Origin of the sequence: Streptomyces xiamenensis, assembly GCF_000993785.3 — a bacterium.
In the GTDB taxonomy this organism is placed as follows: Bacteria; Actinomycetota; Actinomycetes; order Streptomycetales; family Streptomycetaceae; genus Streptomyces; species Streptomyces xiamenensis.
Genome location: NZ_CP009922.3, coordinates 284,675 through 309,275 on the forward strand (window position 1 = coordinate 284,675; position 24,601 = coordinate 309,275).

The 24,601-nt window shown below is 72.2% G+C and carries 20 protein-coding genes and 1 pseudogene; 10 read left to right on the forward strand and 11 right to left on the reverse strand.

The window, feature by feature from the left end; all coding sequences use genetic code 11:
• Nucleotides 1-33: 33 nt before the first annotated feature.
• Nucleotides 34-198 (forward strand): hypothetical protein, encoded by a 165-nt coding sequence (locus SXIM_RS27205; protein WP_158707976.1) that lies wholly within the window; start codon nucleotides 34-36, stop codon nucleotides 196-198.
• Nucleotides 199-514: 316 nt separating this feature from the next.
• Here the strand turns inward: SXIM_RS27205 and SXIM_RS01195 are convergent, their stop codons facing one another.
• Complete coding sequence (locus SXIM_RS01195; protein ID WP_046722689.1) at nucleotides 515-1,138, reverse strand: TetR/AcrR family transcriptional regulator; 624 nt, start codon at nucleotides 1,136-1,138, stop codon at nucleotides 515-517.
• A 97-nt stretch (nucleotides 1,139-1,235) separates the two neighbouring features.
• Here SXIM_RS01195 and SXIM_RS01200 point away from each other — a divergent pair, with 97 nt between their 5' ends.
• Entirely contained in the window at nucleotides 1,236-1,976 is a 741-nt protein-coding gene (locus tag SXIM_RS01200) for a CPBP family intramembrane glutamic endopeptidase (RefSeq protein ID WP_030726799.1), read from the forward strand.
• Between the two features lie 87 nt (nucleotides 1,977-2,063).
• Here the strand turns inward: SXIM_RS01200 and SXIM_RS01205 are convergent, their stop codons facing one another.
• Nucleotides 2,064-2,390 (reverse strand): ArsR/SmtB family transcription factor, encoded by a 327-nt coding sequence (locus SXIM_RS01205; protein ID WP_199811756.1) that lies wholly within the window; start codon nucleotides 2,388-2,390, stop codon nucleotides 2,064-2,066.
• Between the two features lie 16 nt (nucleotides 2,391-2,406).
• Here SXIM_RS01205 and SXIM_RS01210 point away from each other — a divergent pair, with 16 nt between their 5' ends.
• Nucleotides 2,407-2,880 carry an SRPBCC family protein gene (locus SXIM_RS01210; protein ID WP_030726806.1) on the forward strand — a complete coding sequence of 158 codons (474 nt, stop codon included), beginning with the start codon at nucleotides 2,407-2,409 and terminating at the stop codon, nucleotides 2,878-2,880.
• Complete coding sequence (locus SXIM_RS01215; protein ID WP_078635139.1) at nucleotides 2,877-3,638, forward strand: DUF899 domain-containing protein; 762 nt, start codon at nucleotides 2,877-2,879, stop codon at nucleotides 3,636-3,638. Before SXIM_RS01210 ends, SXIM_RS01215 begins: the two co-directional genes overlap by 4 nt.
• Here SXIM_RS01215 and SXIM_RS01220 read toward each other — a convergent pair.
• The 3 genes from SXIM_RS01220 to SXIM_RS01230 form a co-directional block, all read right to left on the reverse strand.
• Nucleotides 3,613-4,890: an ABC transporter ATP-binding protein gene (locus SXIM_RS01220; RefSeq protein WP_030726812.1), complete on the reverse strand. Its 1,278-nt coding sequence runs from the start codon at nucleotides 4,888-4,890 to the stop codon at nucleotides 3,613-3,615. The two genes, SXIM_RS01215 and SXIM_RS01220, sit on opposite strands and share 26 nt — an antisense overlap.
• An 11-nt stretch (nucleotides 4,891-4,901) precedes the next feature.
• A complete protein-coding gene (locus SXIM_RS01225) occupies nucleotides 4,902-6,704 on the reverse strand; it encodes an ABC transporter permease (RefSeq protein WP_234306753.1) in 1,803 nt (600 codons plus the stop codon).
• A gap of 156 nt (nucleotides 6,705-6,860) precedes the next feature.
• Nucleotides 6,861-9,977, reverse strand: coding sequence for an FAD-binding and (Fe-S)-binding domain-containing protein (locus tag SXIM_RS01230; protein ID WP_046722692.1), 3,117 nt, complete (start codon nucleotides 9,975-9,977; stop codon nucleotides 6,861-6,863).
• 758 nt (nucleotides 9,978-10,735) lie between these two features.
• Here SXIM_RS01230 and SXIM_RS27880 point away from each other — a divergent pair.
• A pseudogene (locus tag SXIM_RS27880) lies at nucleotides 10,736-11,008 on the forward strand (SDR family NAD(P)-dependent oxidoreductase); the annotation flags it as partial.
• A gap of 56 nt (nucleotides 11,009-11,064) precedes the next feature.
• On the opposite strand, the gene SXIM_RS01240 reads toward SXIM_RS27880, so the two are convergent.
• On the reverse strand, nucleotides 11,065-12,297 hold the full coding sequence (locus SXIM_RS01240; RefSeq protein WP_046722693.1) for a PP2C family protein-serine/threonine phosphatase: 1,233 nt from the start codon (nucleotides 12,295-12,297) through the stop codon (nucleotides 11,065-11,067).
• Between the two features lie 309 nt (nucleotides 12,298-12,606).
• Between SXIM_RS01240 and SXIM_RS01245 the strand changes: the two genes are divergently transcribed.
• The gene (locus SXIM_RS01245; RefSeq protein WP_046722694.1) at nucleotides 12,607-13,863 is read left to right on the forward strand and encodes a GTP-binding protein; all 1,257 of its coding nucleotides are present in this window, start codon (nucleotides 12,607-12,609) and stop codon (nucleotides 13,861-13,863) included.
• Nucleotides 13,864-14,056: 193 nt separating this feature from the next.
• On the opposite strand, the gene SXIM_RS27210 is transcribed toward SXIM_RS01245, so the two are convergent.
• From SXIM_RS27210 to SXIM_RS01270, 5 genes are all read right to left on the reverse strand, one after another.
• The gene (locus SXIM_RS27210; RefSeq protein ID WP_158707977.1) at nucleotides 14,057-14,227 is read right to left on the reverse strand and encodes a hypothetical protein; all 171 of its coding nucleotides are present in this window, start codon (nucleotides 14,225-14,227) and stop codon (nucleotides 14,057-14,059) included.
• A gap of 368 nt (nucleotides 14,228-14,595) precedes the next feature.
• Nucleotides 14,596-15,498, reverse strand: a complete 903-nt coding sequence (locus SXIM_RS01255; protein WP_046722695.1) for a TIGR03619 family F420-dependent LLM class oxidoreductase — start codon at nucleotides 15,496-15,498, stop codon at nucleotides 14,596-14,598.
• Nucleotides 15,499-15,821: 323 nt separating this feature from the next.
• Nucleotides 15,822-16,724 (reverse strand): LLM class flavin-dependent oxidoreductase, encoded by a 903-nt coding sequence (locus SXIM_RS01260; RefSeq protein WP_046722696.1) that lies wholly within the window; start codon nucleotides 16,722-16,724, stop codon nucleotides 15,822-15,824.
• 348 nt (nucleotides 16,725-17,072) lie between these two features.
• Entirely contained in the window at nucleotides 17,073-19,301 is a 2,229-nt protein-coding gene (locus tag SXIM_RS01265; RefSeq protein WP_053116064.1) for a zinc-dependent metalloprotease, read from the reverse strand.
• Nucleotides 19,298-20,077: a GntR family transcriptional regulator gene (locus tag SXIM_RS01270; RefSeq protein WP_148236057.1), complete on the reverse strand. Its 780-nt coding sequence runs from the start codon at nucleotides 20,075-20,077 to the stop codon at nucleotides 19,298-19,300. Before SXIM_RS01270 ends, SXIM_RS01265 begins: the two co-directional genes overlap by 4 nt.
• A gap of 541 nt (nucleotides 20,078-20,618) precedes the next feature.
• Here SXIM_RS01270 and SXIM_RS01275 point away from each other — a divergent pair.
• From SXIM_RS01275 to SXIM_RS01290, 4 genes are read left to right on the forward strand one after another with little or no spacing between them, the layout of a single operon-like run.
• On the forward strand, nucleotides 20,619-21,695 hold the full coding sequence (locus tag SXIM_RS01275) for an ABC transporter substrate-binding protein (RefSeq protein WP_046722699.1): 1,077 nt from the start codon (nucleotides 20,619-20,621) through the stop codon (nucleotides 21,693-21,695).
• Nucleotides 21,688-22,857, forward strand: coding sequence for an ABC transporter ATP-binding protein (locus tag SXIM_RS01280; protein ID WP_246156813.1), 1,170 nt, complete (start codon nucleotides 21,688-21,690; stop codon nucleotides 22,855-22,857). The genes SXIM_RS01275 and SXIM_RS01280 overlap by 8 nt, the downstream gene beginning before the upstream one ends.
• The gene (locus tag SXIM_RS01285) at nucleotides 22,854-23,798 is read left to right on the forward strand and encodes an ABC transporter permease (RefSeq protein WP_234306755.1); all 945 of its coding nucleotides are present in this window, start codon (nucleotides 22,854-22,856) and stop codon (nucleotides 23,796-23,798) included. The genes SXIM_RS01280 and SXIM_RS01285 overlap by 4 nt, the downstream gene beginning before the upstream one ends.
• Nucleotides 23,795-24,592, forward strand: a complete 798-nt coding sequence (locus SXIM_RS01290) for an ABC transporter permease (RefSeq protein ID WP_030726851.1) — start codon at nucleotides 23,795-23,797, stop codon at nucleotides 24,590-24,592. The genes SXIM_RS01285 and SXIM_RS01290 overlap by 4 nt, the downstream gene beginning before the upstream one ends.
• The last annotated feature ends 9 nt before the right edge of the window (nucleotides 24,593-24,601 follow it).

Here is a 24,601-nt window from a genome sequence, read left to right on the forward strand (position 1 = left end):
ATCGTCGTTCCTCCGACCCGGCACAATCAGCCTGTGAACCCCGCCGACATCGTCACCGACGCGCAGTGGACCCTGGTCCTGCTGTTCATCGCCGCGCCCCTGCTCGTCCTCGCCATGCTCCTGGCCGCGCCGTTCGCCATCGGCGGGATCGCCGGCCTCCTGCGACGGCGCCGCGCCGCACGGTCCGGCAGGCTTTAGCCGGGAGCCACGGTTCTCCCCTTGATGCATCAACCCGGCAGCATCACCGGGTGACTGTCGCAGAGCTCACACGCCAACCCGACGGCCGGGTTCAGCCCGAAGGACGTGGCCCGTGGCGGCGCCTCCGCGAGCCACGATGGCAGCGTCGAGCCGGGCCACCACCCTTCATCACCGGACCCGCACCCCCGGAGGCAGCAAGCGGGGATGCCACACCTTGATGTGATCCCGCGTCACACATCCGTCACGCATGCGCTCAGCGCACCGCGGACACGCGGCTACGCCCCTGCCACCGACGGTGACCCAGGTCCACGCTCCCTCAACCTCTCCCCCGTCCCTCGGGCGCCAGGGCCCGTTCCCACAGATCCACCACCGACCGCGCCCGCTCCGCCATCGGCCGGTCGTCAGCGGGGGCGAGCACCGCACCGTGCACCTGGGCCTCGATGCCCTGCACCGCCAGCAGCGCCGTGAACTCCGGTGCGTCCCCGCCGGCTCCCAGCCGGCGCACCTGGGCGGCCAGCCCGGCCGCTGCCCGCTGCTCGAAGTCCCGCAGCTCCGCCACGGTTTCAGCGGTACGGGGCGTCTGATCGAACAACAGCCGGTGCAGCGCCGGCCGTTCGGTGTGCAGTGCCACCACTCCGCCCACCAGTTCCTCCAGCAGCGCCCGCAACGGCAGCCGCCGGGCGGTCGCCGCCGCCAGCAACCCGTCCAGTTCGGTGGCCGCGGCGCGCAGGTGCTCCCGGGCGAGCGCGGTCAGCAGCCCGTCCTTGTTGGGGAAGTACTGGTACAGCGAACCGATGGACACCCCGGCCCGCTCGGCGACCTTGTTGGTGGTCGTCGCGGCATAGTCGTACCGCTGGAAAAGCTGAGCCGCCGCCTCCAGAATCACTTCGACGGTCTCCCGGGACCGCTGCTGACGTGGGCTTTTACGGGGCTGGACCATGGGGCTCCCATGCGAGTACCAAAAACTGAGGATCGCTCACATCATGGAGGGGCGGGCCCGCCCACCTCACCGCCCCCTCCGCGAAAGACCCTGCCCCGTGCTCTCCGATCTGCTCGCCTATGCCCTCCGGATCCTGCCGGGTCTTGGCCTGTTGGCCTTCTGCTACCTGCTGACCCGCCCCCTGGGCGACCCGCTGCCCCGGATCGCGGTCCTGATCCTCGGCTTCGTCCTCGTCCGGGACGCCATGACCCCGGCCGGGCTGTGGCACATCGGCACCGCCGGGGCCGTCCCCTGGCTGCGGTTCACCCCCGACCCGGCGCTGCTCGTGGTGTGCGGCACCCTGACGCTCGCCACCACCGCGCTGATCCTGCGCACCGACCACCGCCTGGCGGCGCTGGTCCCCTGGGGCCGGGCGGACCTCCGCACCCTGGGCTGGGGCCTCGGCGGCGGGCTGTTGGCCGCTGCCCCGGTGCTGGCCCTGGCCGCGGCCCGGCCGCTGGAAGAACGCGGTGGATCGGTTGCCCTGTCCCTGCTGCCCGCCCTGGCGTTCTTCGCGCTGGCGGGCAACCTCGCCGAGGAGGTGCTGTTCCGCGGCCTGCTCCAGACCCGTCTGGAAGCCGTGACCGGCCACACCCGCGCCACGCTCCTGTCGGCCGCGCTCTTCGCCGCCTGCCACATCTTCCTCGCCTCGACGGTGACCGACGTGGGCTGGCCCCTGCTGGCCTTCACCCTGTACGAGGGCCTGATCTGCGCCCACTTGCGCAACCACCACGGTGTCCTCGCCGCCGCCCTGGCCCACGCCCTGGCGATCTTCCTCCTGAGCAGCGCGCTGCTGTGATCCGGCAGACAACGGGAGACGTTCGGCCGAAGGCGCCTTGGCCCGGCAGCCACCGGGGCCGCGAGATTCCGTGGTGGCCGGCCGAGGTCAGTCACCGTCCAGGTCGTCGAGCAGATGGACGGCGGCCTGCATGTAGCCGCTGATCCAGCGGTCGTGGATGCGTTTGATCGGGAGCGGGGCCAGGGCGAGGTGACGCTCCCGGCCCGATTTGCGGCCGGTGACCAGTTCCGCCCGCTCCAGCACGCGCAGGTGCTGGAGCACCGTGGTGCGGTCGAGCTCGGGGAACAGCGCGCACAGCGATCCCGTGGTGTGGGTGGAGGCCTTCAGCGCGTCGAGCATCCGCCGGCGCACCGGTGAGGACAGCGCCTTGAACACGCGGTCATCGTCGGAGGCGTTGTCGATCGACCCTGTCATGTTGTAAAAATACAACATGACGAACGAACCGGTTGCCGAGCTGTCCTTCACCGTCTCCGGACGGGTCGCGCGTCCGTGTGCGGAGGCGTACGAGGCCGTAGCGGATCCGGAGCAGCTCTCGCGATACTTCACCACGGGCGGGGCGAAGGGCCGCCTGGAAGCAGGTGCGCAGGTCGAGTGGGACTTCGCCGATTTCCCCGGCGCCTTCCCCGTCACGGTCATCGAGGCCGACCCTCCCCACCGCCTCGTCATCGAATGGGGTGCCGAGGCGTCCGTGAGCAAGAGCGGCACCACCCGCGTCACCTTCGAGTTCGAGCCCATCGACGGCGGCTCCCGGACGCTGGTGACGATCACCGAGACCTCCTGGCTGGCCACCCCGGACGGCGCCAAGGCCGCGTTCGGCAACTGCGAGGGGTGGACGGGCATGCTCGCCGCGCTGAAAGTCTGGCTGGAGCACGGCATCAACCTGCGCGAGGGCTTCTACCGGTGAGCGCGCGGCAGAACCGGCCCGCGATCGTCGACCGCGCCACCTGGAACGACGCCAGGGGTGTCCTGTTGCAGCAGGAGAAAGCGCTGACCCGGATGAAGGACGCGATCAGCGCGGGCCGTCGCCGGATGCCGATGGTCGAGGTGCGTCCGGACTACGCCTTCGACGGGCCCGAGGGCACCGTCACGCTGCTCGATCTCTTCGAGGGGCGCCAGCAGCTCATCGTGCAGCACTTCATGTTCGCGCCCGAGTGGCGGGAAGGATGTGACGGCTGCTCGATGATGGCCGAGCACATCGGGCCGCTGTCCCACCTTCACGCCCGCCGCACCTCGTTCGCACTCACCTCCCGCGCGCCCCTGCCACGCCTACGGGCCTTCCGCGACCGCATGGGGTGGGACCTGCCCTGGTACTCGACCATCGGCGACCGGTTCAACACCGACTTCGGAGCGACCGTCGAGGGTGAGGAGCGCCAGGCGATCAGTGTGTTCCTCACCGAAGGGGAACGCGTCTTCCACACCTGGTCCACCCAGGCCCGCGGGGAAGAGCCCTTCATGCTGGTGTTCGACCTCCTGGACCTCACCCCCTTCGGACGGCAGGAGGACTGGGAGAACTCGCCGGCAGGCACGCCCCAGGAACCCGCCTACTCCTGGATGCGGCTGAGCGACAGCTACACCGGCACCGAGCGCTCGTGCTCGTGTCCGAGCGGATCGGACGGCACTTGCGCCCCCTACCAGATCAGCCCGGGGGTTCCTCCAGGGTGAGGGTGGCGTTGTCGCTGTCGTAGTCGTACAGCTCCGCGTAGCGGCCCCAGTCGATGGCGATGCCGAGTTGGGTCCGGGCCTCCTCGGGGGTGAAGCCGCGGTGCAGGAGGTCCAGGAAGAAGTCCTCGCGCAGCGTGTGGCCGGGGGCGGTACGCAGGGCCTGGGCGATCGCGCGGACGAGCGGGGCACGTTCCAGGGCGTGGCGGGAGAAGAGTTCCTTGCCGCGCAGGATGCCGGCCGCCGTGAATTCGTGGCCGGCGGAGGTGAGTTCGATCCGGGCGTGGGCCGTGCGGGCGAGGCCGAGCAGGACGGCCGCGTCCACCAGGGGCAGCAGGTCGTCGATTTCGAAGGTGAGGGCCTCGGCGATCTCGGCGAGGCCGTCCTCGCCGCCGCGCGCGGCGAGGATCTCCAGCAGGCCCGCCATGCCGCCGACCGAGGCGCGTGGCAGCGGACTGCTGATGGGGGTCGGGACCGGTGGCGGGGTGGCGGCGGGTTCACCGCGGCCGGTGAGGACGTCGTACACCGCGTCCACCAGGTCCTCGAAGCGCGCGCCGTGCCGGTCGCGGGGGCGGGCCAGTTCCACGGTGAATTCGGCGCGGATGCGCCCAGGGTTGTCGGAGAGCACCAGCACCCGGTCGGCGAGCAGCACCGCTTCCTCGATGTTGTGGGTGACGAGCAGGATCGCCTTCACCGGCGCGGTGTGGCCCTCCCACAGCGACAGGAGTTCGGAGCGGAGGTTCTCGGCGGTGAGGACGTCGAGGGCCGAGAAGGGTTCGTCCATCAACAGCGCGTCCGGTTCGACCACCAGCGCCCGGGCGAAGCCGACGCGCTGGCGCATGCCGCCGGACAGTTCGCGCGGGTAGGCGCCCTCGAAGCCGTCCAGGCCGATCATGTCGATGGCCTCCAGCGCCCGTCGGCGGCGTTCTGCGGGCGCCACGCCCCGGGCCTGAAGACCGAGTTCGACGTTCTGCCGCACCGTCAGCCACGGCAGCAGCGCGAAGGACTGGAACACCATCGCCACGCTCCCGCGCCGGTGGACCGTTCCCGAGGACGGGGTGATCAGTCCGGCCGCGCAGCGCAGCAGGGTTGACTTGCCGGAGCCCGATTTGCCGAGCAGCGCCACGATCTCGCCGTCCGCGAGCCGGAAGCTGACCCCGTCGAGCACCGGGACGGCGCGACCGCCGGGAGTGATGAAGGTCTGGGTGACGGAGTCCGCGGTCAGGATCGCGGCGGGCTCGTCCGCGTGGCGCATGTCGGATGGCCTCACAGGCGGTAGCGGGTTTCGGCGAGTGCGTACAGCCTGCGCCACAGCAGACGGTTGACGGCGACGACGTACAGGGCCATCACGCTGATGCCGAGCAGGATCTTGGGGACCTCGCCGTTCGCGGTGGCCTCGGTGATGTACGCGCCGAGGCCGGTGGCGGTCAGCGTGTGGTCGCCGTATTGGACGACCTCGCCGACGATGGACGCGTTCCAGGCGCCGCCGGCGGCGGTGATGCCCCCGGTGACGTAGGCCGGGAAGACGGCCGGCAGCAGGAAGGTCCGCCAGCGCACCGCTCCCCGTACGCCCAGGCTCGCGGTCGCCTCCCGCAGATCGGCGGGGATGGCGGCGGCACCGGCGATGACGTTGAAGAGGATGTACCACTGGGCGCCCAGCGCCATCAGCAGGACGGCGCCGAGGTTGAGCGGGATGTGCCAGGTGAGGAAGACGGCGGCGGCGAACGGGAAGAGCAGGTTGGCGGGGAACGCCGCCAGCACCTGGATGACGGGCTGGGCGAAGCGGGTCACGGGCGGGTTCAGGCCGATCCAGACGCCGATGGGGACCCAGACGAGGGTGGCCACGGCCACCAGGACCACGACCCGGGACAGGGTGAGCGCGCCCAGGCCCAGGGCGTGCCCGAGTTCGCCGAGCCCGACCGTGTCGTGCAGATAGGCGAGGGCCCGCCAGCCGGCGAGCGCCGCGAGCACGGCGGCGGCGCCGGGCAGCAGGACGCGCGGGCCGCCCCTGGTACGGGGTGCGGGCCCGGCGGCGGCGCGCGGGGTGCGGCCCAGCGGGCGGGTGGCGTGGTCCAGGGCGGTGGCGGCCGGGCGCAGCGGACGGGCCAGCAGGCCGGGGACGGCGGAGCGGCGCAGGATGTCGAGCACCAGGGAGCGGGAGGTGACGCGTTCGGCGGGCGGGACCTCGTCCATCCGGAAGCGTTCCGACCACACCGTGAGCGGGCGCCAGAACAGGGCGTTGACGCCGATGACCAGGACCGCCGTCACGGCGATGGCGAGCCCGACCTGCCCCAGGTCGCCGGCGCGGATGGCGGTGGCGGCGTACGAGCCGAGGCCGGGCAGGGCGTAGCGGTGGCCCAGGACGGAGAGGGATTCGGAGGCGGCGAGGAAGAACCAGGCGCCGCCGAAGCTCATCATGCCGTTCCAGATCAGCGGGATCATGCCGCCGGGGACGTCCAGGCGCCAGAACCGCTGCCAGCGGGTGAGCCGCATGAGCCGGGCCGCCGCGTCCAGGTCGGCGGGCTGGGAGACGAGGGAGGCGTAGAGGGCGAACGTCATGTTCCACGCCATGGCGGTGAAGATGGCGAAGACGGCGGCGCACTCCAGGCCGAGGACGGAGCCGGGGAAGAGCCGCAGGAACGCGGTGCCGGTGATGGACAGGAAGCCGAGCACCGGGATGGACTGGAGGATGTCCAGGACGGGGAGCATGACGCGTTCGGCCCGTCGGACCCGGGCGGCGACCGTGGCGTACACCAGGGTGAACAGCACGGACAGGACCAGGGCGGCGAACATCCGCAGCAGCGAGCGGGCCGCGTAGTACGGAAGATGGACGGGGTCGGTGGAGACGGTGCTGGGCGCGGTGTCCGGCAGGAACGGCGCGTCGAGGGCTGGGGCCAGCCGCAGCACTCCGTACAGCAGGCCCAGCAGCGCGGCGGCGACCAGCGCGTCCGTCCAGCGCAGCCCGGGGCGCCGCCAGACCCCGTGGGTGGGGAAGCCGCGTACCCGGCCGCTCCCGCCGCCGCCGTTCGCCATCACACAGCACAGCATCGCCGGAGCCGCTGCCGGCACGGCGCAGCTCACCTCCCGTGGTGCGTCGCGGCGGGGCCCGGCTCTCTGCGTCCGGCCCGCGTGGCTCGACGCTCCTGGCCAGGCCGCCGGACCGGACGTGCCGCCCGGCTCCCCGGATCGCTCTGGAGAGCGGCCTGCCCATGTCTTCCGCCACGGTCAGCGACGACGGGTGAGCCGGCGTGCGGTGCCGAGGGCCGCCGCGCTTGCGGCGGCGAGTGCGGCGGCGGTGATCAGCCCGGTGTCGAGGCCGCGGCGGGCGGTGCGGGGGGCCGCCGCGCGTTCGGGCCGTTCGCGGGGGGCGGGGGTGGCGCCGGGCAGGGCCAGGGCGAGGGCCTCGGCAAGATGCATGGCCCGGCGTCCGGTGTCCGAGGTGTCGATCTGGGTACGGCAGCTGAAGCCGTCGGCCAGGATGAGGGCTTCCGCGGGCGCCCGGCGGACGGCGGGCAGGAGTTCGCGCTCCGCGCAGGCCATGGAGACATCGTGGTGGCCGCGTTCGAAGCCGAAGTTGCCGGCCAGGCCGCAGCAGCCGGCGTCGGGGATGTCGGCGTCGATGGCGGCCCGTCGCATGAGTTCGCGGTCGGGGTCCTGGCCGAGGACGGCGTGCTGGTGGCAGTGGGTCTGTACCAGCGCGGAGCGGGCGACGGACGGGGGCTGCCAGTTGTCCGGGGCGTGGCGCAGCAGGGCCTCTGAGAGGGTGACGGTGGACTGGGCCAGGCGCTGGACGTCCTCGTTCTGGCTGAACATCTCGGGAGCGTCGGCCCGGAAGACGGCGGTGCACGAAGGTTCCAGGCCGACGATCGGGGTGCCGGCCGCCAGCCAGGGCCGCAGGGTGTCGACGGTGGAGCGCAGGACCCGGCGGGCGCGGCCGAGTTGGCCGGTGGAGATCCAGGTCAGTCCGCAGCACACCGGGCGGCTGGGGAGGGCGACGCGCAGTCCCGCGTGTTCCAGTACGGCGACGGCGGCCTGGGCGACGTGCGGGTGGAAGTAGGTGCTGAAGGTGTCCGGCCACAGGACGACGGCCCGGGGGTCGCCGGGGGCCGGTTCGGGGCTGGCGCGGCGGCGCCACCAGCTCAGGAATGATTCCTCCGCGAACAGCGGTGCCTCGCGTTCGGCGGTGACCCCGGCGAGCCGTTTGCCGGCCCGGGACAGTCCGGGGGCGTGCAGGAGTGCGTTCGCGGCGCGTGGGGAGAGCTGGGCGGCGCGGGCCCACAGGGGGAGCCAGCCCAGGGCGTAGTGGGCGGCCGGGCGAAGCCGTCCCGCGTAGTGCTGGGAGAGGAATTCGGCCTTGTAGGTGGCCATGTCCACGCCGGTGGGACAGTCCGATTTGCATCCCTTGCAGGCGAGGCACAGGTCCAGGGCGTCGCGGACGGCGGTGGAGCGCCAGCCGTCGGTGATGGCGGAGTCGGCGTGTCCGTTGAGCATTTCGAACAGGAGCCGGGAGCGGCCCCGGGTGGAGTGTTCCTCCTCACCGGTGGCCCGGTAGGAGGGGCACATGACGCCGCCCTCGTGGGAACGGCAGTTGCCGATGCCGACGCAGCGCATGACCGATCGCCGGAAGCTGTGCTCGTCGTCGGGGTAGTCGAAGTGCTGCTCGGGGGTCTCGTGGGGCTGCCACAGGGGTCCGAGGCGCAGTTGGCCGTCGATGGGGTGCGGGCCGCCGGCCGGCTGGGGGGAGACGATTTTTCCGGGGTTCATGCGGTTGTCCGGGTCGAACAGGGCTTTGAACTCGGTGAAGGCGCCGACGAGCCGCTCGCCGAACATCCGGGTCAGCAGTTCGCCGCGGGCCTGGCCGTCCCCGTGCTCGCCGGAGAGCGAGCCGCCGTAGGAGTGCACCAGGTCCGCGGCGCGGACCATGAACTCGCGGAAGGCGGCGACCCCGGGCTCGTTCTTCAGGCCGAACGGGATGCGGGTGTGGACGCAGCCGTGGCCGAAGTGTCCGTAGAGCGAGGGGTGGTCGTAGCCGAACTCGGCGAACAGGCTCTTGAGGTCCCGCAGATAGTCGCCGAGCCGCTCGGGCGCCACGGCGGAGTCCTCCCAGCCCTCCCACGTCTCGCGGCCGTCCGGCGGGCGGGCGGTCACCCCCAGGCCCGCCTCCCGCGCCTGGAGGAATCGCTGTTCGCGTGCCGGGTCGTCGGAGATCGCGACCCGTGCGTCGTCCTCGGCAAGGCCCAGCGCGTCGAGCAGGGCCCGGGCCTTGCTGTCGGCGTCCTGACGGCTCTCGCCCCCCAGTTGGACGAACAGCCAGCTCTGCCCGGCGGGCAGCAGGGCCAGTGACTCGCTGTGCACGTGCTCCTCGCGCATCAGCTGAGCCATGCGGTCATCGAGTGCCTCCAGTTGCAGCGGGTCGCAGTGGTCCAGCAGCCTCGGTACGTCGTCGGCGGCGGCGCAGATGTCCGGGTAGCCGAGGACGACCAGGGCGTCGGCCGCCTCGACGGGCACCAGGTCGAGTTCGGCGTGCAGGACGGTGACCAGGGTGGATTCGCTGCCGACCAGGGCACGGGCCAGGTCGAAGCCCTGCTCGGGGAGGAGTGAGTCGAGGTTGTAGCCGGAGACGCGGCGCGGGATGGCGGGGTAGCCGGCCCGGATGTCGTCCGCGTAGGTGTCGGCGAGTTCACGGGCTCCCCGGTAGAGGCGGGCGGCTTCGCCACCGGCGGCCAGGATGTCCGCGTACCGCTGGTCGTCGGTCGGCCCGGCCCACAGTCGGCAGCCGCCGTAGGTGAGGACCTCCAGGCGGCGGACGTTGTCGACGGTCTTGCCGTATTTCTGCGCGGAGGCGCCGCAGGAGTTGTTGCCGATCATGCCGCCGAGGGTGCAGTGCGTGTGGGTGGCCGGTTTGGGGCCGAATTGCATTCCGTGCGGGGCGAGTTGCCGGTTGAGTTCGTCGAGAACGATGCCTGGTTCCACGACACAGGTCCTGGCCTGGGGGTCGACGGAGACCAGGCGGTGGCAGTACTTGGTCCAGTCGAGCACGACGGCGACGTTGGTGCACTGCCCGGCCAGGCTCGTGCCACCGCCCCGGGAGAGCACCGGCGCGCCGTGCGCGGCGCACACCGCGACCGCCTCGGCCCCCGCGTCCACCGTGCGGGGAACGACGACCGCGATCGGCACCTGCCGGTAGTTGGAGGCGTCGGTGGCGTAGGCCCCGCGGCTGCCGGGGTCGAAGCGCACCTCCCCGTCGACGCGTTCTCTCAGTTCCGCTTCCAGTCGCCGCAGGTCGAGTCCGCTGAAATCCGCGGGCCGAGGGTCCCGTACGGGCTGCCGTTCCGTGGTCATGGTCTTCTCCCTGTGTCGGGGTGTTCGGCCGGGACGGCCGGGCAGGAAGTCCTGGAGCTTGTGCTTCCTGCCCTCCTTGTCCACGTCGGCCCGGTCGGGGTCGCCCTCGATCAGGGCGGTGGCGGTGGCCTGGGCCCTGGTGGCGTGCGGCGGGACAGGAGCCGCGCCCGTACGAACCGCGGCTGGTCATCCGCTCTCCCCCGCGCCGCCGGCAGCCCGTTGATGCCGTCTCCCGCGTGGGCCAGGGCACATTCGACGTCCCGTGCACGCGAACGGCGCAGCAGATGGTCGGCGACCTTCTCCCTCATGCCACAGCCCCATTCAGAATGTATTCATTTAGATCCTTATTAGCACTGAAAGAAGCATTTGTCGGATGGGTGATGCTGAGCCGGATCGGCCATTGGAGGGCCGGGGCGCCGCGACGGCCTGTCGGCCCAGGGCTCCCCGGCGAGGCTTGACAGCGTTTAGCGACGCGGGCAGTCAGCCCATGGCCGACATCGCACACGAGGGGTCGGATGCGGAACACGTGCGGGCCGCCGGGACCACCGGCGTAGCTGACCCGGGTCAGCCTGCTGATCTCAGCCGCCCCGAACCGGTGCACCGGACCGAAGACAGTCGAGTGGCCACGTTCGGCCGCCGCGTCGATGGCCGCCCCCCGAATACCCGGACGAAACTCCAACAGACAGGAGTTTTTCTTCACGTGCAAGGTACGCGAAGCGGCACGCATCCGCCGACCCCGAAAAGGAGAGGCGACCGCGATGAGTGAGCACCCGGCCGAGCGTCACCCGAGCCCGGAGTTCCCGCAGCAGTCCCAGCAGCCGCCCGGCGCTGCCGGGGAGCTGACCCCGCGGCCCGACCACGGCGAGGACAGCTGCCGGGGTTGCGGCCGGCTGCGGGAGCGGCGCGCCCTGATCACCGGCGGCGACTCGGGCATCGGCCGCGCCGTGGCCCTGGCCTTCGCCCGGGAGGGCGCGGACGTGCTCTTCACCCACCTGCCGGACGAGGTGGACGACTCCCGGGAGACCGCCCGGAAGAAAACCGCGGTCCGGCACGGAAAACGGTCGCGACGGTGCCAGTGGCCCGTGGGTCAGAGCCGGATGACCACGAGGACCGTGTCGTCGGTGGCTCCGTCGGGTGGGAGCAGGTCACGCAGGATCGCGTCGGCGAGGCGCTCGGGGTGGGCGTCGCGGTGGCGGGTGAGGGCTTCGGAGAGACGGGCGAATCCCACGTCGATGTCCTCGCGGCAGCGCTCGATCAGACCGTCCGTGTAGAGGACGAGGGTGTCCCCTTCGGTGAAGGCCGCCCGCTCCTGCGGCCTGGGCAGGTGTTCGAGTCGGGCGCCGAGCGGGGGGTCCGTGGCCCCGTCGAGGAACTCCACGGCTCCGTGGGCGCGCAGCAGGGCGGGCGGCGGGTGACCGGCACAGCTGTACGTGAGGACATGGCCGGCCCAGTCGACGGTGACCTGAACGACGGTGGTGTTCTCGGCGCCCTCGACCGAGCGCGCGTACAGCCCCAGCACGTCCAGGGCCTGGGCGGGGCCCTCGGCGACCCGGGAGGTCGCGCTCAGGGCGCTGCGCAGCAGCCCCATGACACCGGCGGCGCGCAGCCCGTGGCCCACGACATCGCCGACGGCCACCCCGATGCGGTCGCCCGGCAGGTCCACCAGGTCGTACCAGTCGCCACAGACGTTCAGGGCGCTGACGGCGGGCTGGTACCGCACGGCGGCACGGTGGTGCCCGATGTCGCCGGGGTCGGGCAGCATCGCCTCCTGGAGGGCGAGGGCCACTTCCCGTTCGCGGGCGTGGGCCCGGCGCAGACGCTCGTTGACCTCCTGGAGCTCGCGGGCCCGCGTGTACAGCTCTGCCTCCAGCACGCGCGTCCTGCCGCCGTCGGGGAGCCCGCCCAGCTTGATCAGCTCGGTCACCTCCTCCACCCGGTGCACCAGCAGGATCACTCGGCCGCCGGGCCCGAGCACCGGGGTGTTGACGGGGCTCCAGTACCGCTGCTCCCACACACCGGGCCGGTCCGCGCGCTGGACGTCGTAGCGCTGGAGCGCCATGCTGTCCCGCTCCCCGGTGGCCAGCACCCGCTGGAGCGAGAGGTGCAGGTTCCGGGCGCCCTGGGCATCGGCGTTGTCCGGGCTGTCGGGGAACACGTCGAAGACGTAGCGGCCCACCAGTTGCTCGCGGGTGCGTCCGGAGATCCGCAGGTACTCCTCGTTCACGTCCGCGTAGACCAGTTCGGGGGTCAGCAGCGCCACCATGCTGGGCAGCCTCCGGAACACCGCCGTGTAGTCGATGTCGATCCCTGTGTCTGTCATGCCAGCCCGCCTCAGCACCCGCCACCGGTGATCACCACCATAGGAACAGGACGCGGGCACCGCTCCCCGGGGACGACGCCGGCACCACGCCGCCCCGGATCTTCCGCCTCGCACCGGCCGGCCCGGCACCGTCCATCACCCCGACGGTCGTCCTCCCATCGCCGTGGAGGACTCCCCCGCGCCCGCGCGCCGCGTGCCCGTCGCCGGGCCACCGGCGCGGGGGCCGGCCCCGTGACCGGGGCGGCGCGCCGGTGGAGTACCGTGGATACTATCGATAACGATAACCATCTTCAGTTGACGGAGGGCCGGATGGGCACGATGACGGGGCCGGGACCCGCGGCACACGGCCGGCGGCTGCCGGTCACGGTGCTGTCGGGCTTTTTGGGGGCGGGGAAGACGACGCTGCTCAACCACCTGCTCGGCAACCGTGACGGCTTGCGCGTGGCGGTGATCGTCAACGACATGAGCGAGATCAACATCGACGCGGAGCTGGTGCGGGACGGCGGCTCACTCTCCCGCACCGAGGAACGCCTGGTCGAGATGACCAACGGCTGCATCTGCTGCACCCTGCGGGACGACCTGCTGGAGGAGGTCGACCGGCTGGCCCGTGCGGGCCGGTTCGACTACCTGCTGATCGAGTCGAGCGGCATCTCGGAGCCCATGCCGGTGGCCGCCACCTTCTCCTTCCCGCGCGACGACGGTGCGACGCTGAGCGAACTCGCCCGGCTGGACACGATGGTGACCGTGGTGGACGCCCTCAACTTCCTGCCGGAGCTCACCGCGGGGGACACTCTCACCGACCGGGATCTCGCGCCGTTCGAGGGGGATGACCGCACGGTCAGCGATCTGCTCGCCGATCAGATCGAGTTCGCCGACGTGATCGTCCTGAACAAGACGGACCTGGTCGGCGCCGAGGAGACGCAGCGGCTCGAAGCCGCTCTCCAGCGACTCAATCCCGCGGCCAAGGTGGTGCGCGCGCGGCACGGCCGGGTGGACCCAGCAGAGATCCTGGGTACCGGGAGGTTCGATCTGGCGAAGGCGCGGGAGTCCGCGGGCTGGCTGGCCGAGCTCAACGGGGATCACGTTCCCGAGACCGAGGAATACGGCATCTCCAGTCTGCTCTTCCGCGCCGACCGGCCCTTCCAGCCGGCACGGTTGTGGCGGTTGCTGAACGAGGACTTCGACAGCGGCGTCTTCGGCGAGGTCCTCCGGTCCAAGGGCTTCTTCTGCCTGGCGACCCGTCCCGGGATCACCGGGCTGTGGTCACAGGCCGGGTCGGTGGCGAGGTTCGAACCATCAGGGGTGCGGTCCCTGGGGGACACCGATTCCGGTGGTCAGGAACTGGTGTTCATCGGAACGGGCCTGGACAAGGACGCGCTGCGAGCGGCGCTGACGGGTTGTCTGCTCGACGACGGCGAATGGGCCGCGGGGGCCGGGGTGTGGGCGGGCTACGACGATCGGTTCCCGGCCTGGGAGGCGAACGGGCTCCTTGAGCACGACCATGACCACGCTCACGACCACGGCAGCCCGGCGCCGGGCGTGGTGATCGGCGCGAACGTCACGTGAGCACACCGGGCGCGCCGCGTGGCGGGATCCGGCCCCGGCGCCGTCCATCGCCCCGTTGATCACGGGCTTCTGAAAGGCTGGGGAGCATGAACGCGGAGCCACGCCCAAGGCGTTGCACGCTGGACCGGAGCCGGTGGTCGGCGGCGCAGCGGGACCGGGACACGTGCGGATCACTTGTCTGGCCCCACCGACGTCACCCGTCATCGCAGTGGAACCGTCCGCCGCGCTGCGTGCCGCGCTCGTCGCCCGGCTGAGGGCCGACCCGCCGGCCGGCGAGCCCCAGCCCCGCCACGGCCTCCTCGATCGTCGGGGCCACAAAGGCACGGTCGGCCGGCTGGTACGCGATGATCGTGCGCGCTCGCACATCTCGCAGTGTCGGTGGGAGCCCGCCTCCGCGACCGGTTCCCCGTCGGCCGACCGGATGCCCGAGCGGCCGGAGGTGCGGACGAACCCGCCCCCGGTCGGACCCGCGAAGGCGGCCGTGGCCACCCGTACCCCGTGGTCGGCCGCGACTCGGCGAGCACGCCCGCCGTGCACCTCGGCCTCGTGATCGGCGTGCACAACCGCCGCCACAGAACCATCGATGCCCAACGCCGCCGTCCTCGCGGGTGCGGCGTTCGACCTCCCGGTTCTCGCTCCGGCCCGCCGCGCACGGTGCCGGGGCTGGGACATCAGGGCGGAGTCCCGCGTCTGCCCGAGCGTCTTCTGCGGTCCACCTGGGACGGCGTGGGCTCAGCCCTTGTCCACCAGGTGGAGAACCTCTCGTGCGTGCTCGACGGAGCCGTCGACGGTGTCCACGTCGTACATCGAGTCGACCATGAAGTGGTCGATGCCCGTTCGCTCGTGGATCTCCTTGATGGCGTCGGCCACCAGCGCCGTGCTCGTGCCCGCGTTGATGTTCACCCGCAGCACGGTGTCGATCGCCCGGGGGTCCCGGCCGTTCTGCCGGGCCAGTTCGTTCAGGAACGCGCGCTGCTGGACGAGGCCGTCGATGTCGACGTAGCTGGGGACGACGACCAGCGGCAACCAGCCGTCGCCGCGCCGGGCGACACGGCGCAGCGCGCGCTCGGACATGGCGCCCAGGTAGAAGGGCGGCCGGGGAGCCCGAGCCGGCTTCAGCGGCGAGTGGTGCTCGGGCACGGAGAGCTGCGTGCCCTCGTACTGTGCCGGGTCGGTCCTCCAGATGGCGTCGAGAGCGTCGAGCAGTTCCTCCATGCGGGCTCCGCGGCGGGTGAAGTCCACTCCGGCCGCCTGGTACTCCTCGGGGGACCAGCCGATCCCGAAGCCGGGCAGCAGCCGTCCGCCGCTGATCACGTCGATCGTCGTCAGTGACCGGGCGAGCTGGACGGGAGCGTAGAGCGGGGCGATCAGGATGTGGGAGCCCAGCAGTACGCGACGCGTCGCGGAGGCGGCGACACCGAGCAGGACGAAGGGGTCGGCGGAGGCGTTGAGTTCCGGCGGGATGGTGTTGCCCTGCCCGCCGTAGCCGACGGCGGGCCGCACCGCCGCCAGGTTCCGGTCGCCCACCCACAGGCTGGCACCACCTGCCTCCTCGATCGCGGAGGCGAACGTGGCGGTGTGGGCGATGCCGTACGCCTGGTTGTTGAACTGCGGGAGGGCGAAACCTATCTTCATGCTGTCCTTCACAGTCTGGTGCTACGGGGGGACGATTCTGTGCTCCGCCACGGTGATCCTCACCGGGCGGGCCCTCACCCGACAAGCGGGCCAATTCTCCCAAATCCTTTCAGGCAAAGGGCTGTTGTGCAGCCGTAACGAGGGCGGCCCGGGCTCCGGACGTGGTGAAATCCGCAGCCCTGTGCACCGCTCGGGAACCGCTGCGGCACAGGACGCTCCTCAGGGGATCAGCTTGCCGAACTTGCCGATGTCATGCTGCTTTTGCGTTCAGTACCTTGTGCGCGGTCGACCGCAGTGCCCCTCGTCCTCAATGACACTCCGCGTCATGCCCCGCGCTCGGCCCGGACCAGTTCGCGGGCGCGGGGCGCGACCTCGTGGCCGAAGAGGTCGAGGTCGCCGGGCTTGTCCGAGGCGAGGATGAATCCCGAGATTCCGTATTGCAGGGCGATGTCGGCGATCTGTTCGGCCCAGTCATCGCTCCTGCCCTCCAGCAGCCCACCGCCGCTGCCGCTGGTGAAGCGGCCGCCGATGTTGAGCAGGCGGCTGACCGCCGCGGGTTCGCGTCCGGCGGCGGAGGCGGCCTCGTCGATCCGCTCGTTCATCGCGGCCAGCGACGCGGGGCCCTCGGGCAGGAATCCGAGGGAGGGCAGCCAGCCGTCGGCGATCCGGCCGGTCAGCCGGAGCATGCGCGGCTTGTAGGCACCGAGGTGGATCGGGATGCGATGCGCGGGCGTGGGCCCCCGCTTCGCGCCGGTCACGGTGTAGAACTCGCCCTCGATCCGCACGGGCCCGGATTCCTCGGTGGCCCACAGCCCCCGGAGCACGCCCACGGCCTCCTCCAACGCCTGTACGGCTTGCCCCGGTTCAAGACGGCGACCGCCCATCGCGACGATGCCGTCCCAGAACGCGCCCGCACCGAGGCCCAGTTCGACCCGCCCGCCGCTGAGCCGGTCCAGGCTCGCGGCGGCGCGCGCCAGCACGGCAGGGGGACGCAGCGGAAGGTTCAGCACGTTGCCGCTGATCCGGATCCGTTCGGTGCGCGCCGCGACGTAGGACATCAGGGTCCAGGTGTCCTGGAACCCCGACTGGTAGGGGTGGTCCTGGAAACTGACGAGATCGAGTCCGGCCCGCTCGGACGTCAGGGCCAGCTCGACCGGCGCCTGCCGCCGGTCGGCGACGGGGGTGATGAAGCTGCCGAACCACAGTGCGTGGCCGTAGTCGGTCATGAGTTGCTCCCTCAGTGGTGGTGGGAGAGGGCGTGCCGGCGGCGGCGCCACCGAGCACGCCCCTGGACGGCGGTCGCGAGGCCGACGCCGGTGGCCGGGTGGTGTCCGCACCCGATCCGGTGTCGGCGTCTCACGGTGCGGGCCGGCGCACGGGCCGTGCGTTCCTGGGACCAGGCTGCACCAAGGTGGCCACGGGCAACAGCTGGGACACGGTGCGTCCAGCGAAGACGACCTGTTCCACGGCCCTGGGGGTGCGTCACCACGGGCCGGCCACGGACGCGTGATCCGTGGCCGGCCCGTGGTGACGCACCCCCAGAAGCCGGTTCCGGGGCTACCGGAGCACGCCCGTCACAGCGGTGCGCCCGGGGGGATCCACGGCAGGGGGGTCGGGTCGGGGTCCGGGTGGGCGGGTGACGCGTCCAGGTGGGGGCGCAGCGCCTCGCGGACGACCGTATGGGTCCGCTCGTCCGCCAGCAGGGCGTGGAGTTGGCGCTGCACGACGGCGGTCGCCGTCGTGCGGACCAGCCGGGCGACACCGTCGTCGGTTTCCGGGTCCGGTACGAGCGTGCCCAGCAGGGTCCCGGCCACGTCGGCGGGCGCGGGCAGGGCCGGGTCCGTGGCGTGCTGCCAGGCCAGGCGGTTCAGGCGCGCGGGGGTGAGGAGTTCGGTGCTGACCAGGGCGGTGGCGGCGGCCGCCGCGGTGAGCGGGTCGAAGGTCCGTCCGGTCTGTCCGCGCAGGGCGTCGGGGTCCCGCCGGTACCGGATGGCCGGCGGTGTCAGGGTGTGCAGGACGGTGGGGGGCAGGGTGAGCACGGAGGGGTGCAGCAGGTCCGCGGTGCGGCGCAGGGCGCGCCACTGGTCGGCGGCGGCGACGGGGGTCGCACCGGCCGCGCCGGGGTCTCCGGCCTGGGCGTAGCCGTACCGTACGCCCGCCACCAGGCGGGCGACGGCGGTCAGTTGGTGGCGGTGGTAGAGGTGGAGGAGGAGTGCGCGGTCCTCCAGTTCCCCGGTCTGCCGGTCCGGGGGGAGGACGGAGCGGGAGAAGCGGGCGAGGGCGGTACGGCGTACCTCCAGTGCCTGGTCGAGCGCGGTGAAGGGGTCGGCGACGGGCACCGTCCAGGGCACCGCGTCGGCGTGGGCGGCGTCGGGACCGCTGGCGTCCTCGTCGGCCAGGTAGAGGAGCCCTTGGGCCGCGGCGGCGCGGCGCAGTTCCTCGCCCGGGGTCTGCCCGTAGGCGTGGGCGACCAGGAAGTGGTCCCAGGGGCCCAGGCCCTGGCTGTAGGCGTGGGTGGTGTCCAGCTCGCCGTCGGGGGTGACGGTGAGGTGGGGGTGAGGGTAGTCCATGACGGACGGGCGCGGGTGGTGGTGGCTGGCGAAGTTGTGCATGAAGCCGAGGGCGTGGCCGATCTCGTGGGCGGCCAGGTGCCGGATGCGGCGCAGGACGAGGTCCTGGACGGCGGCGCGGCGGGCCGCTTCGTCGGGCTGTCCGTAGGGGGCGAGCAGGGCTTCGGCGAGGGCGGTGAGCTGGGCGACGCGCTGGGAGCCGAGCCTGACCCGGCCGTGCAGGATCTCGCCGGTGCGCGGGTCGGAGAGGGTCTGTCCGTGGGACCAGCCGCGGCCATCCCGGTGGACCCACCAGACGGTGTGGTGGGCGGGGTCGCTCAGGTCGAGGTCCTCGGGCGCGGTCTCGACGCGGAAGGCGCCGGGGAGGCCGGCGGCGTCGAAGGCCTCCTGCCACCAGTTGCCGCCTTCGAGGACGGCGGAGTGGATCGGTTCGGGGACGGCGGGATCGACGAGGAAGACCACCGGTTCGGTGAGGCGGAAGCGGGGCTGGAAGCGGACCTCGGCTCCGGGGACGGGGCCGCCGTGGTCGCGGTGGCCGACGCCGTAGCCGCCGGATGCCGGATGGTAGGGGCGCGGCGGGAGCGGGTCGGCGGGCAGCGGCAGGAGTTCCATCCGCTGGACGAGGGTGAGGGTGTCGGGCAGCGGTGCGAGGGAGCGTACGGCCGCGCCGGTGGCCCGGCCGCGCAGGGTGAGCAGGGCGGGCAGCCGGATGCCGTGCGGGCCGCCCGAGGCGTCCGTGGGGTGGGCGAGGCTGGTGGCGGGGTCGACGGTGTAGTCGCCCTGGTCGCGTTCGCGCAGGTGGTCGGCGATGCCGTGGAGGTCGGTGAGGGCGAGCGTGGTGACGTCCACGACGGCCGCCGGGCCGTCCTCGCGCACGATCGGGCCGCTCCACAGGACCGACCCGGCGAAGCCCTCCGTCCCGGCCCGGGTCGCGGCGGTGTCGCCGGCCGCGCGGTGGTGCTTGTTGTGAACGAGGAGCAGGACGCGGTCGCCCGCGCGCCGGAACGTGGCGAGGAGATCGGGGCCGGCCTTGCCGCGGTCGAGGGTGAGGGCGCTGGAGCCCAGACCGTGGGAGAGCGAGGCGGTGAGCAGGAAGGGGGTGTCGAACTCGGCGATGGCCAGCAGGAGTTCGGTGTTCGTTTCGCCGGGCGGCAACCGCCACCGGGGGACGCCGCCGGTCGGGTGCTGGGCGACGGCCGGGTGCTGGGGGTCGGTGGGTATCGGATCGGTCATCGGGTGGGCCCTGTTCTGTCGGCGGGGATCTCGTAGGCGAGCCGGAACCGTTCGCCCGGGACGACCAGGTCGGCCGTCTCCAGCGCCAGGCGGTCCGCGTAGTAGGTGCGTTCGATGGCGGCCACGGGGGCGCCGGGGGCGAGGTCGAGGGCCACCGCCTCGTCACGGGTGCAGGCGCGGGCGGTGACGGTCTCGGTGGAGTGGGTGACCCGGATGCCGATGTATCCCATGCGGGCCACCACGCTCTCGCCCGCCATGGGACCCGCTCCGGGCAGGGTGACGGGGGTGCCGCCGGTGATGCCCAGGGGCTCCCAGCTGACGCAGAGCATCGCGGGCAGGTCGTTGCGGCTGAGCCGGTAGAGGCTGCGGACCACCTGCTGTCCGGGGTCCAGGCCCAGCCGGGCGGCGATGGCGGGGCCGGCGGGCTCGGTGGTGGAGACGGGGGTGCTGCGGACGGTGCGGCCCTCGTCCTCGTCGGCATCGCCGGACACGGCGAGGGTGCCCAGCAGCCGTTCCCTGGTCCAGGAGCGGGCCATGGTTCCGGTGGAGGGCTGTTCGCGGACGTAGACGCCCTGACCGGGGCGGCCCCGGACGACGCCCTCGGCGGTGAGCAGGCGGACGGCCGCGGCGGCGACGTTCGAGCCGACGCCGTACTGGCGGGAGAGTTCGCTCCGTGAGGGCAGTCGGCGGCCGGCGGGGAATTCGCCGGCCGCGATGCGCTGCCGCAGCTGGTCCGCCACCCTGCGGTAGGCCGGCACCTGCATCGCGCGTCTCACTTTCTGGACATCGTCTCGCTATTCGAGACATTGCACGGGGCAAAATCGATGGTGCCACGGAGACTATCGGACGCGACAGCAGGGCACGCTGAGCAACCTGATGCAACAGGTGCCACCGAAAGCGTCCTTTTCCGGCGCCGCACACCCCACTCCCGGCCACCTGATGCATCAGGATCGGTGCGCCGCAGGTGTCTCGCGCCCTCCGGCCGGCGCCCGCCGGGAAGGCTGTTTGCGCCGGTCACGGCTTTACGGCGAGGGACAGGTCCAGCTAGTTTGCTGAGGCGGCACACAGTGACGCACGAGCGGGGCGCCTCTCGCCCTGTGGCGTCTCATGACACCGGCCACCATGCGGACGGATGCTCACGGAAGGAGGGCGGACATGGTCAGCGGCCCGCCCCGTTTCTCCGGCTCCTGTAGCCGGACGTCCGGTCCCCGCTCCCCCCTGAGCACAGCGGCACCCGCCCGCTGACGGCCGGACGTCGTCCCCGGGGCGCCCGCCGGGCGTCCGTTCCCCGCTCGTCATCACCCCCGGAGCACCGCCATGCCCTTGCGCTCACGCCGCCCACTGGTCCTCACCACCACCGCGGCCCTGACCGCCGTCCTGGCCGCCTCCTGCGCCTCGCCGGACACCGCCGCCCAGAACGGTGACACCACCACCATCACCTTCATGGGTTTCTACGGCACCTTCCAGGACGAGTTCACCGAGCACGTCATCAAGCCCTTCGAGGACGCCAACCCCGACATCAAGGTCACCTACGTACCGATCCAGAACTCGGCCGAGGTGCTGGCCAAACTGCGGGCCAGCACCGCGCGCCCGGCGGCCGACGTCGCGCTGATGGACTCCTCGGTGGCCCCCACCGCCAACGAGGAGGGCCTGTTCGCCCGGCTCGACCCGGAGCTGGTGCCCCACCTCGACCAGCTCGTCGACGAGGCCCGCAGCAAGGACGGCTTCGGCCCCGGCCTCACCCTCGACAGCCTGTCCATCCTCTACAACACCGAGAAGATCGACACGGCGCCCACCAGCTGGAACGACCTGTGGAAGGACGAGTACCGGGGGAAGCTCGCCATGCCGATCGCCGACACCCGCGGGGTGGCGCTGATCATCGCGCTCTCGGACATCCTCGGCACCGACTACCAGCAGGACATCGACCCCGCCATCGAACGGCTCCAGGAGCTGGCGCCCGGCGTGGAGACCTGGCAGCCCGCCCCCGACGTGTACACCGCCGTGCAGTCCGGCGAGGCCGGGATCGCGGTGGGCTGGAACGCCCGTGGCCAGTACTACAAGGACACCTCGGGCGGCGTGGTCGAGCCGGTGCTCCCGCAGGAGGGCACGGTGACCCAGATCAACACGATCAACCTGGTCAACAACACCCCCCGCGCCGAGGCGGCGCAGAAGTTCATCGACTACGCGATCGGGGCCGAGGCCCAGAAGGCGTTCGACGAGGCCGCCTACTACGCGCCCGTCAACCAGGACGTCGAACTCTCCCCCGAGGTGCGGGAGCGCACCACCGCGTCCGAGCAGCAGCAGGCCCACCAGATCCCCGTCGACTGGAGCTGGATCACCTCCCGCTACACCGACTGGGTCGACCGCATCAAGCAGGAGGTCATCGGTGGCTGACCAGCAGCCGGCCGTGACGGAGCAGACGGCGGACACGGCCCCGCCCGCCGCCGGCCGGACGGACTACCTCCGGCTCCGCGCCCTCACCAAGGTCTTCCCCGGCCGGTCCACCCCGGCCGGGGCCGCGGTCGCGGGCATCGACCTGACGGTGGCGCACGGCGAGATGCTCGCCGTGCTCGGGCCCTCCGGCTGCGGCAAGTCCACCACCCTGCGCATGATCGCCGGCCTGATCGAGCCGAGCGGCGGAACCGTCGAGGTGGGCGGGCGCGACATCACCCGGCTGCCGGCCCACCGCCGTGACATGGGCGTGGTCTTCCAGTCCTACGCGCTCTTCCCGCATCTGGACGTCGCGCGCAATGTGGCGTTCGGCCTGGAGATGCGCAAGGTCGCCAAGAGCGAGGTGCGCGAACGGGTCGCCCGCGCGCTGGACCTGGTCCGTCTGGGCCACCTCGGCGGGCGCCGCGCCTCCCAGCTCTCCGGCGGCCAGCAGCAGCGTGTCGCGCTGGCCCGGGCCCTGGTCATCGAGCCGGACGTGCTGCTGCTCGACGAGCCGCTGTCCAACCTCGACGCCCAGCTGCGCGGCGCGATGCGCGACGAGATCCGCCGCATCCACCAGGAGACCCGTATCACCACCGTGTTCGTCACCCACGACCAGCGCGAGGCGCTGTCGATGGCGGACCGGGTCGCCGTCATGAACGCCGGCCGCATCGAGCAGCTGGGCACCCCCGAGGACGTGTACGAGCGGCCCTCGGGACGGTTCACCGCCGAATTCGTCGGCCGCGCCAACCTGGTGGCCGGTACGGTCACCGGCCAGGACAGCAACGGCGCCGAGGTCGCCGTCCCGGGCCTTGGCACCGTCCGGGCCGCCGGCAGCGCGGTGACGCCCGACGGCCGGGCCACCGTCATGCTCCGCCCGCACCGCGTCACCCTGCGCCCCGCCGGTGCGGACGGCCGCGCCGGGGGCCCGCGCGGCACGGTCCTCTCCGCCGGCTACAGCGGAGAGGTCATCTCCTACCGGGTCCGTACGGCGGACGGCGGCCCGGAGCTGGAGGTCGAGCAGCCGGCCGGCGCGGGCGGGACCTTCGGGCCCGGCACCGAGGTCGCCCTCGGCTGGGACGCCGCCGCGCCCCGCCTGGTGGCCGACAACCAGGACGCCGCGTGACCGCCATCTCCCCCGCGCCCTCCGCCGAGACCCCCACCAGCGACGCACCACCGGCCCCCGCCGGCCGCCGGTGGCACCGCCGCCCTGCGCTGTGGCTGCTGGCACCCGGGGCGCTCGCGCTGCTCCTCACCTACGCCCTGCCGCTGGTGTGGGTGGTGCGCATGGCGCTCAACCAGCCGCTGCCGGGCGGCGCCATCCTCCAGACGCTCACGCTGTCCACCTTCACCGATGTCCTGACCAGCGCCCACTACTGGAACGTCATCGGGCAGACCCTCCAGCTGGGGCTGCTCACCACGGTGTTCACCCTGCTGCTCGCCTACCCGGTGGCGCTCTTCCTGGCCCGCACCACCAGCCGGTGGCGCAGCCTGCTGTTCGCGCTGGCCGTCGCGCCGCTGCTGATCTCCTCGGTGGCCCGCACCTTCGGCTGGATGGCCATCCTCGGCAACCAGGGCGTCATCAACAAGACGCTGCTGGCCATCGGGGTGATCGACGACCCGGTGCGGCTGGCCAACAACATGACCGGCGTGGTGATCGCCTCCACCGAGATCTACATGCCGTTCGCGATCCTGGCGATGCTCGCCGGATTCGGCCGCCTGGACCCCGAACTGGAGCGGGCCGCCGCCTCACTGGGCGCGAACCGGCTGTCGGTGTTGCGCCGGGTGGTGCTGCCGCTGACCGCGCCCGGGGTGATCACCGCGTCGCTGCTGGTCTTCGTGCTCAGCCTCAGCGGCTACGTCACCCCGCGCCTCATCGGCGGCGGACGGGTCTTCGTGCTGGCCACCGAGATCTACGACGAGGCGATGAACTCGCTCAACTGGCCGGTCGCCGCCGTGCTGTCCGTGCTGCTGCTCATGCTGTTCGGCCTGGTCGTCGCCCTCCATCTGTGGGCGCAGCGCGTGCTGGAGGCCCGCATCACCGGGCGGGAGAGGAAAGCGTCATGAAAGCCGGACTCGCGGCCCGGACCGGCTGGGCGGTCCTGCTGACCGTGCTGTACCTGTTCCTGCTCGCTCCCGTGATCATCGTCCTCATCGTGTCCTTCGACACCAGCACTTTCCTGCGGTTCCCGCCCGAGGGGTTCAGCCTGGAGCCCTACCGGCAGGTGTTCGCCAACCCGGACTTCCAGGAGGGCATCAAGGTCAGCGCGATCACCGCGGCGACCACGACCGCGCTGGCCCTGGCCTGCGGCATCCCGGCGGCGCTCGCGCTGTCGCGGCTGCGGTTCCGCGGGCGCGGCGCGGTGGAGGCGGCGTTCCTGTCGCCGCTGCTGGTGCCGAACATCGTGCTGGGCCTGGCCCTGCTGATCCTGTTCGCGCCGATTCCACTGACCGACACCTACTGGGGCCTGATCCTGGCCCACCTGGGCGTCACCATCCCGTACGTGGTGCGCACCATCTCGGCGGCGCTGGCCGGTGCCGACCCCCGGGCCGAGGAGGCCGCCCGGACGCTGGGCGCCGGTCCGTTCACGGTCTTCCGCCGGATCACCCTGCCGGCCATCCGGCCCGGTCTGTTCTCCGGCGGGATCATCGCCTTCCTGCTGTCCTTCGACGAGACGGTGATCTCGCTGTTCGTCTCGGGCCACAACGTGCGACCCCTGCCGGTCGCCGTCCTGCAGTACGTCGAGTACCGCAGCGATCCGTCCATCGCGGCGCTGTCGGTGTGCCTGGTGCTGCTGTCCGTCGTGGCCGTCGTCCTCGTGGAGCGCGGCCTCGGGCTGCGCCAGAGCCTGCGTTCGTAATCCCCACCC

Bases quoted from the DNA above. Each gene is read 5' to 3' on its own strand.
- SXIM_RS01220 (WP_030726812.1), bottom strand. From the start codon at position 4,890: ATGCGCCACGCGGACGAGCCCGCCGCGATCCTGACCGCGGACTCCGTC.
- SXIM_RS01230 (WP_046722692.1), bottom strand. From the start codon at position 9,977: ATGACCACGGAACGGCAGCCCGTACGGGACCCTCGGCCCGCGGATTTC.
- SXIM_RS01275 (WP_046722699.1), top strand. From the start codon at position 20,619: ATGCCCTTGCGCTCACGCCGCCCACTGGTCCTCACCACCACCGCGGCC.
- SXIM_RS01245 (WP_046722694.1), top strand. From the start codon at position 12,607: ATGGGCACGATGACGGGGCCGGGACCCGCGGCACACGGCCGGCGGCTG.
- SXIM_RS01240 (WP_046722693.1), bottom strand. From the start codon at position 12,297: ATGACAGACACAGGGATCGACATCGACTACACGGCGGTGTTCCGGAGG.
- SXIM_RS01260 (WP_046722696.1), bottom strand. From the start codon at position 16,724: ATGACCGACTACGGCCACGCACTGTGGTTCGGCAGCTTCATCACCCCC.
- SXIM_RS01210 (WP_030726806.1), top strand. From the start codon at position 2,407: ATGACGAACGAACCGGTTGCCGAGCTGTCCTTCACCGTCTCCGGACGG.
- SXIM_RS01290 (WP_030726851.1), top strand. From the start codon at position 23,795: ATGAAAGCCGGACTCGCGGCCCGGACCGGCTGGGCGGTCCTGCTGACC.
- SXIM_RS01195 (WP_046722689.1), bottom strand. From the start codon at position 1,138: ATGGTCCAGCCCCGTAAAAGCCCACGTCAGCAGCGGTCCCGGGAGACC.
- SXIM_RS01205 (WP_199811756.1), bottom strand. From the start codon at position 2,390: ATGACAGGGTCGATCGACAACGCCTCCGACGATGACCGCGTGTTCAAG.
- SXIM_RS01255 (WP_046722695.1), bottom strand. From the start codon at position 15,498: ATGAAGATAGGTTTCGCCCTCCCGCAGTTCAACAACCAGGCGTACGGC.
- SXIM_RS01265 (WP_053116064.1), bottom strand. From the start codon at position 19,301: ATGACCGATCCGATACCCACCGACCCCCAGCACCCGGCCGTCGCCCAG.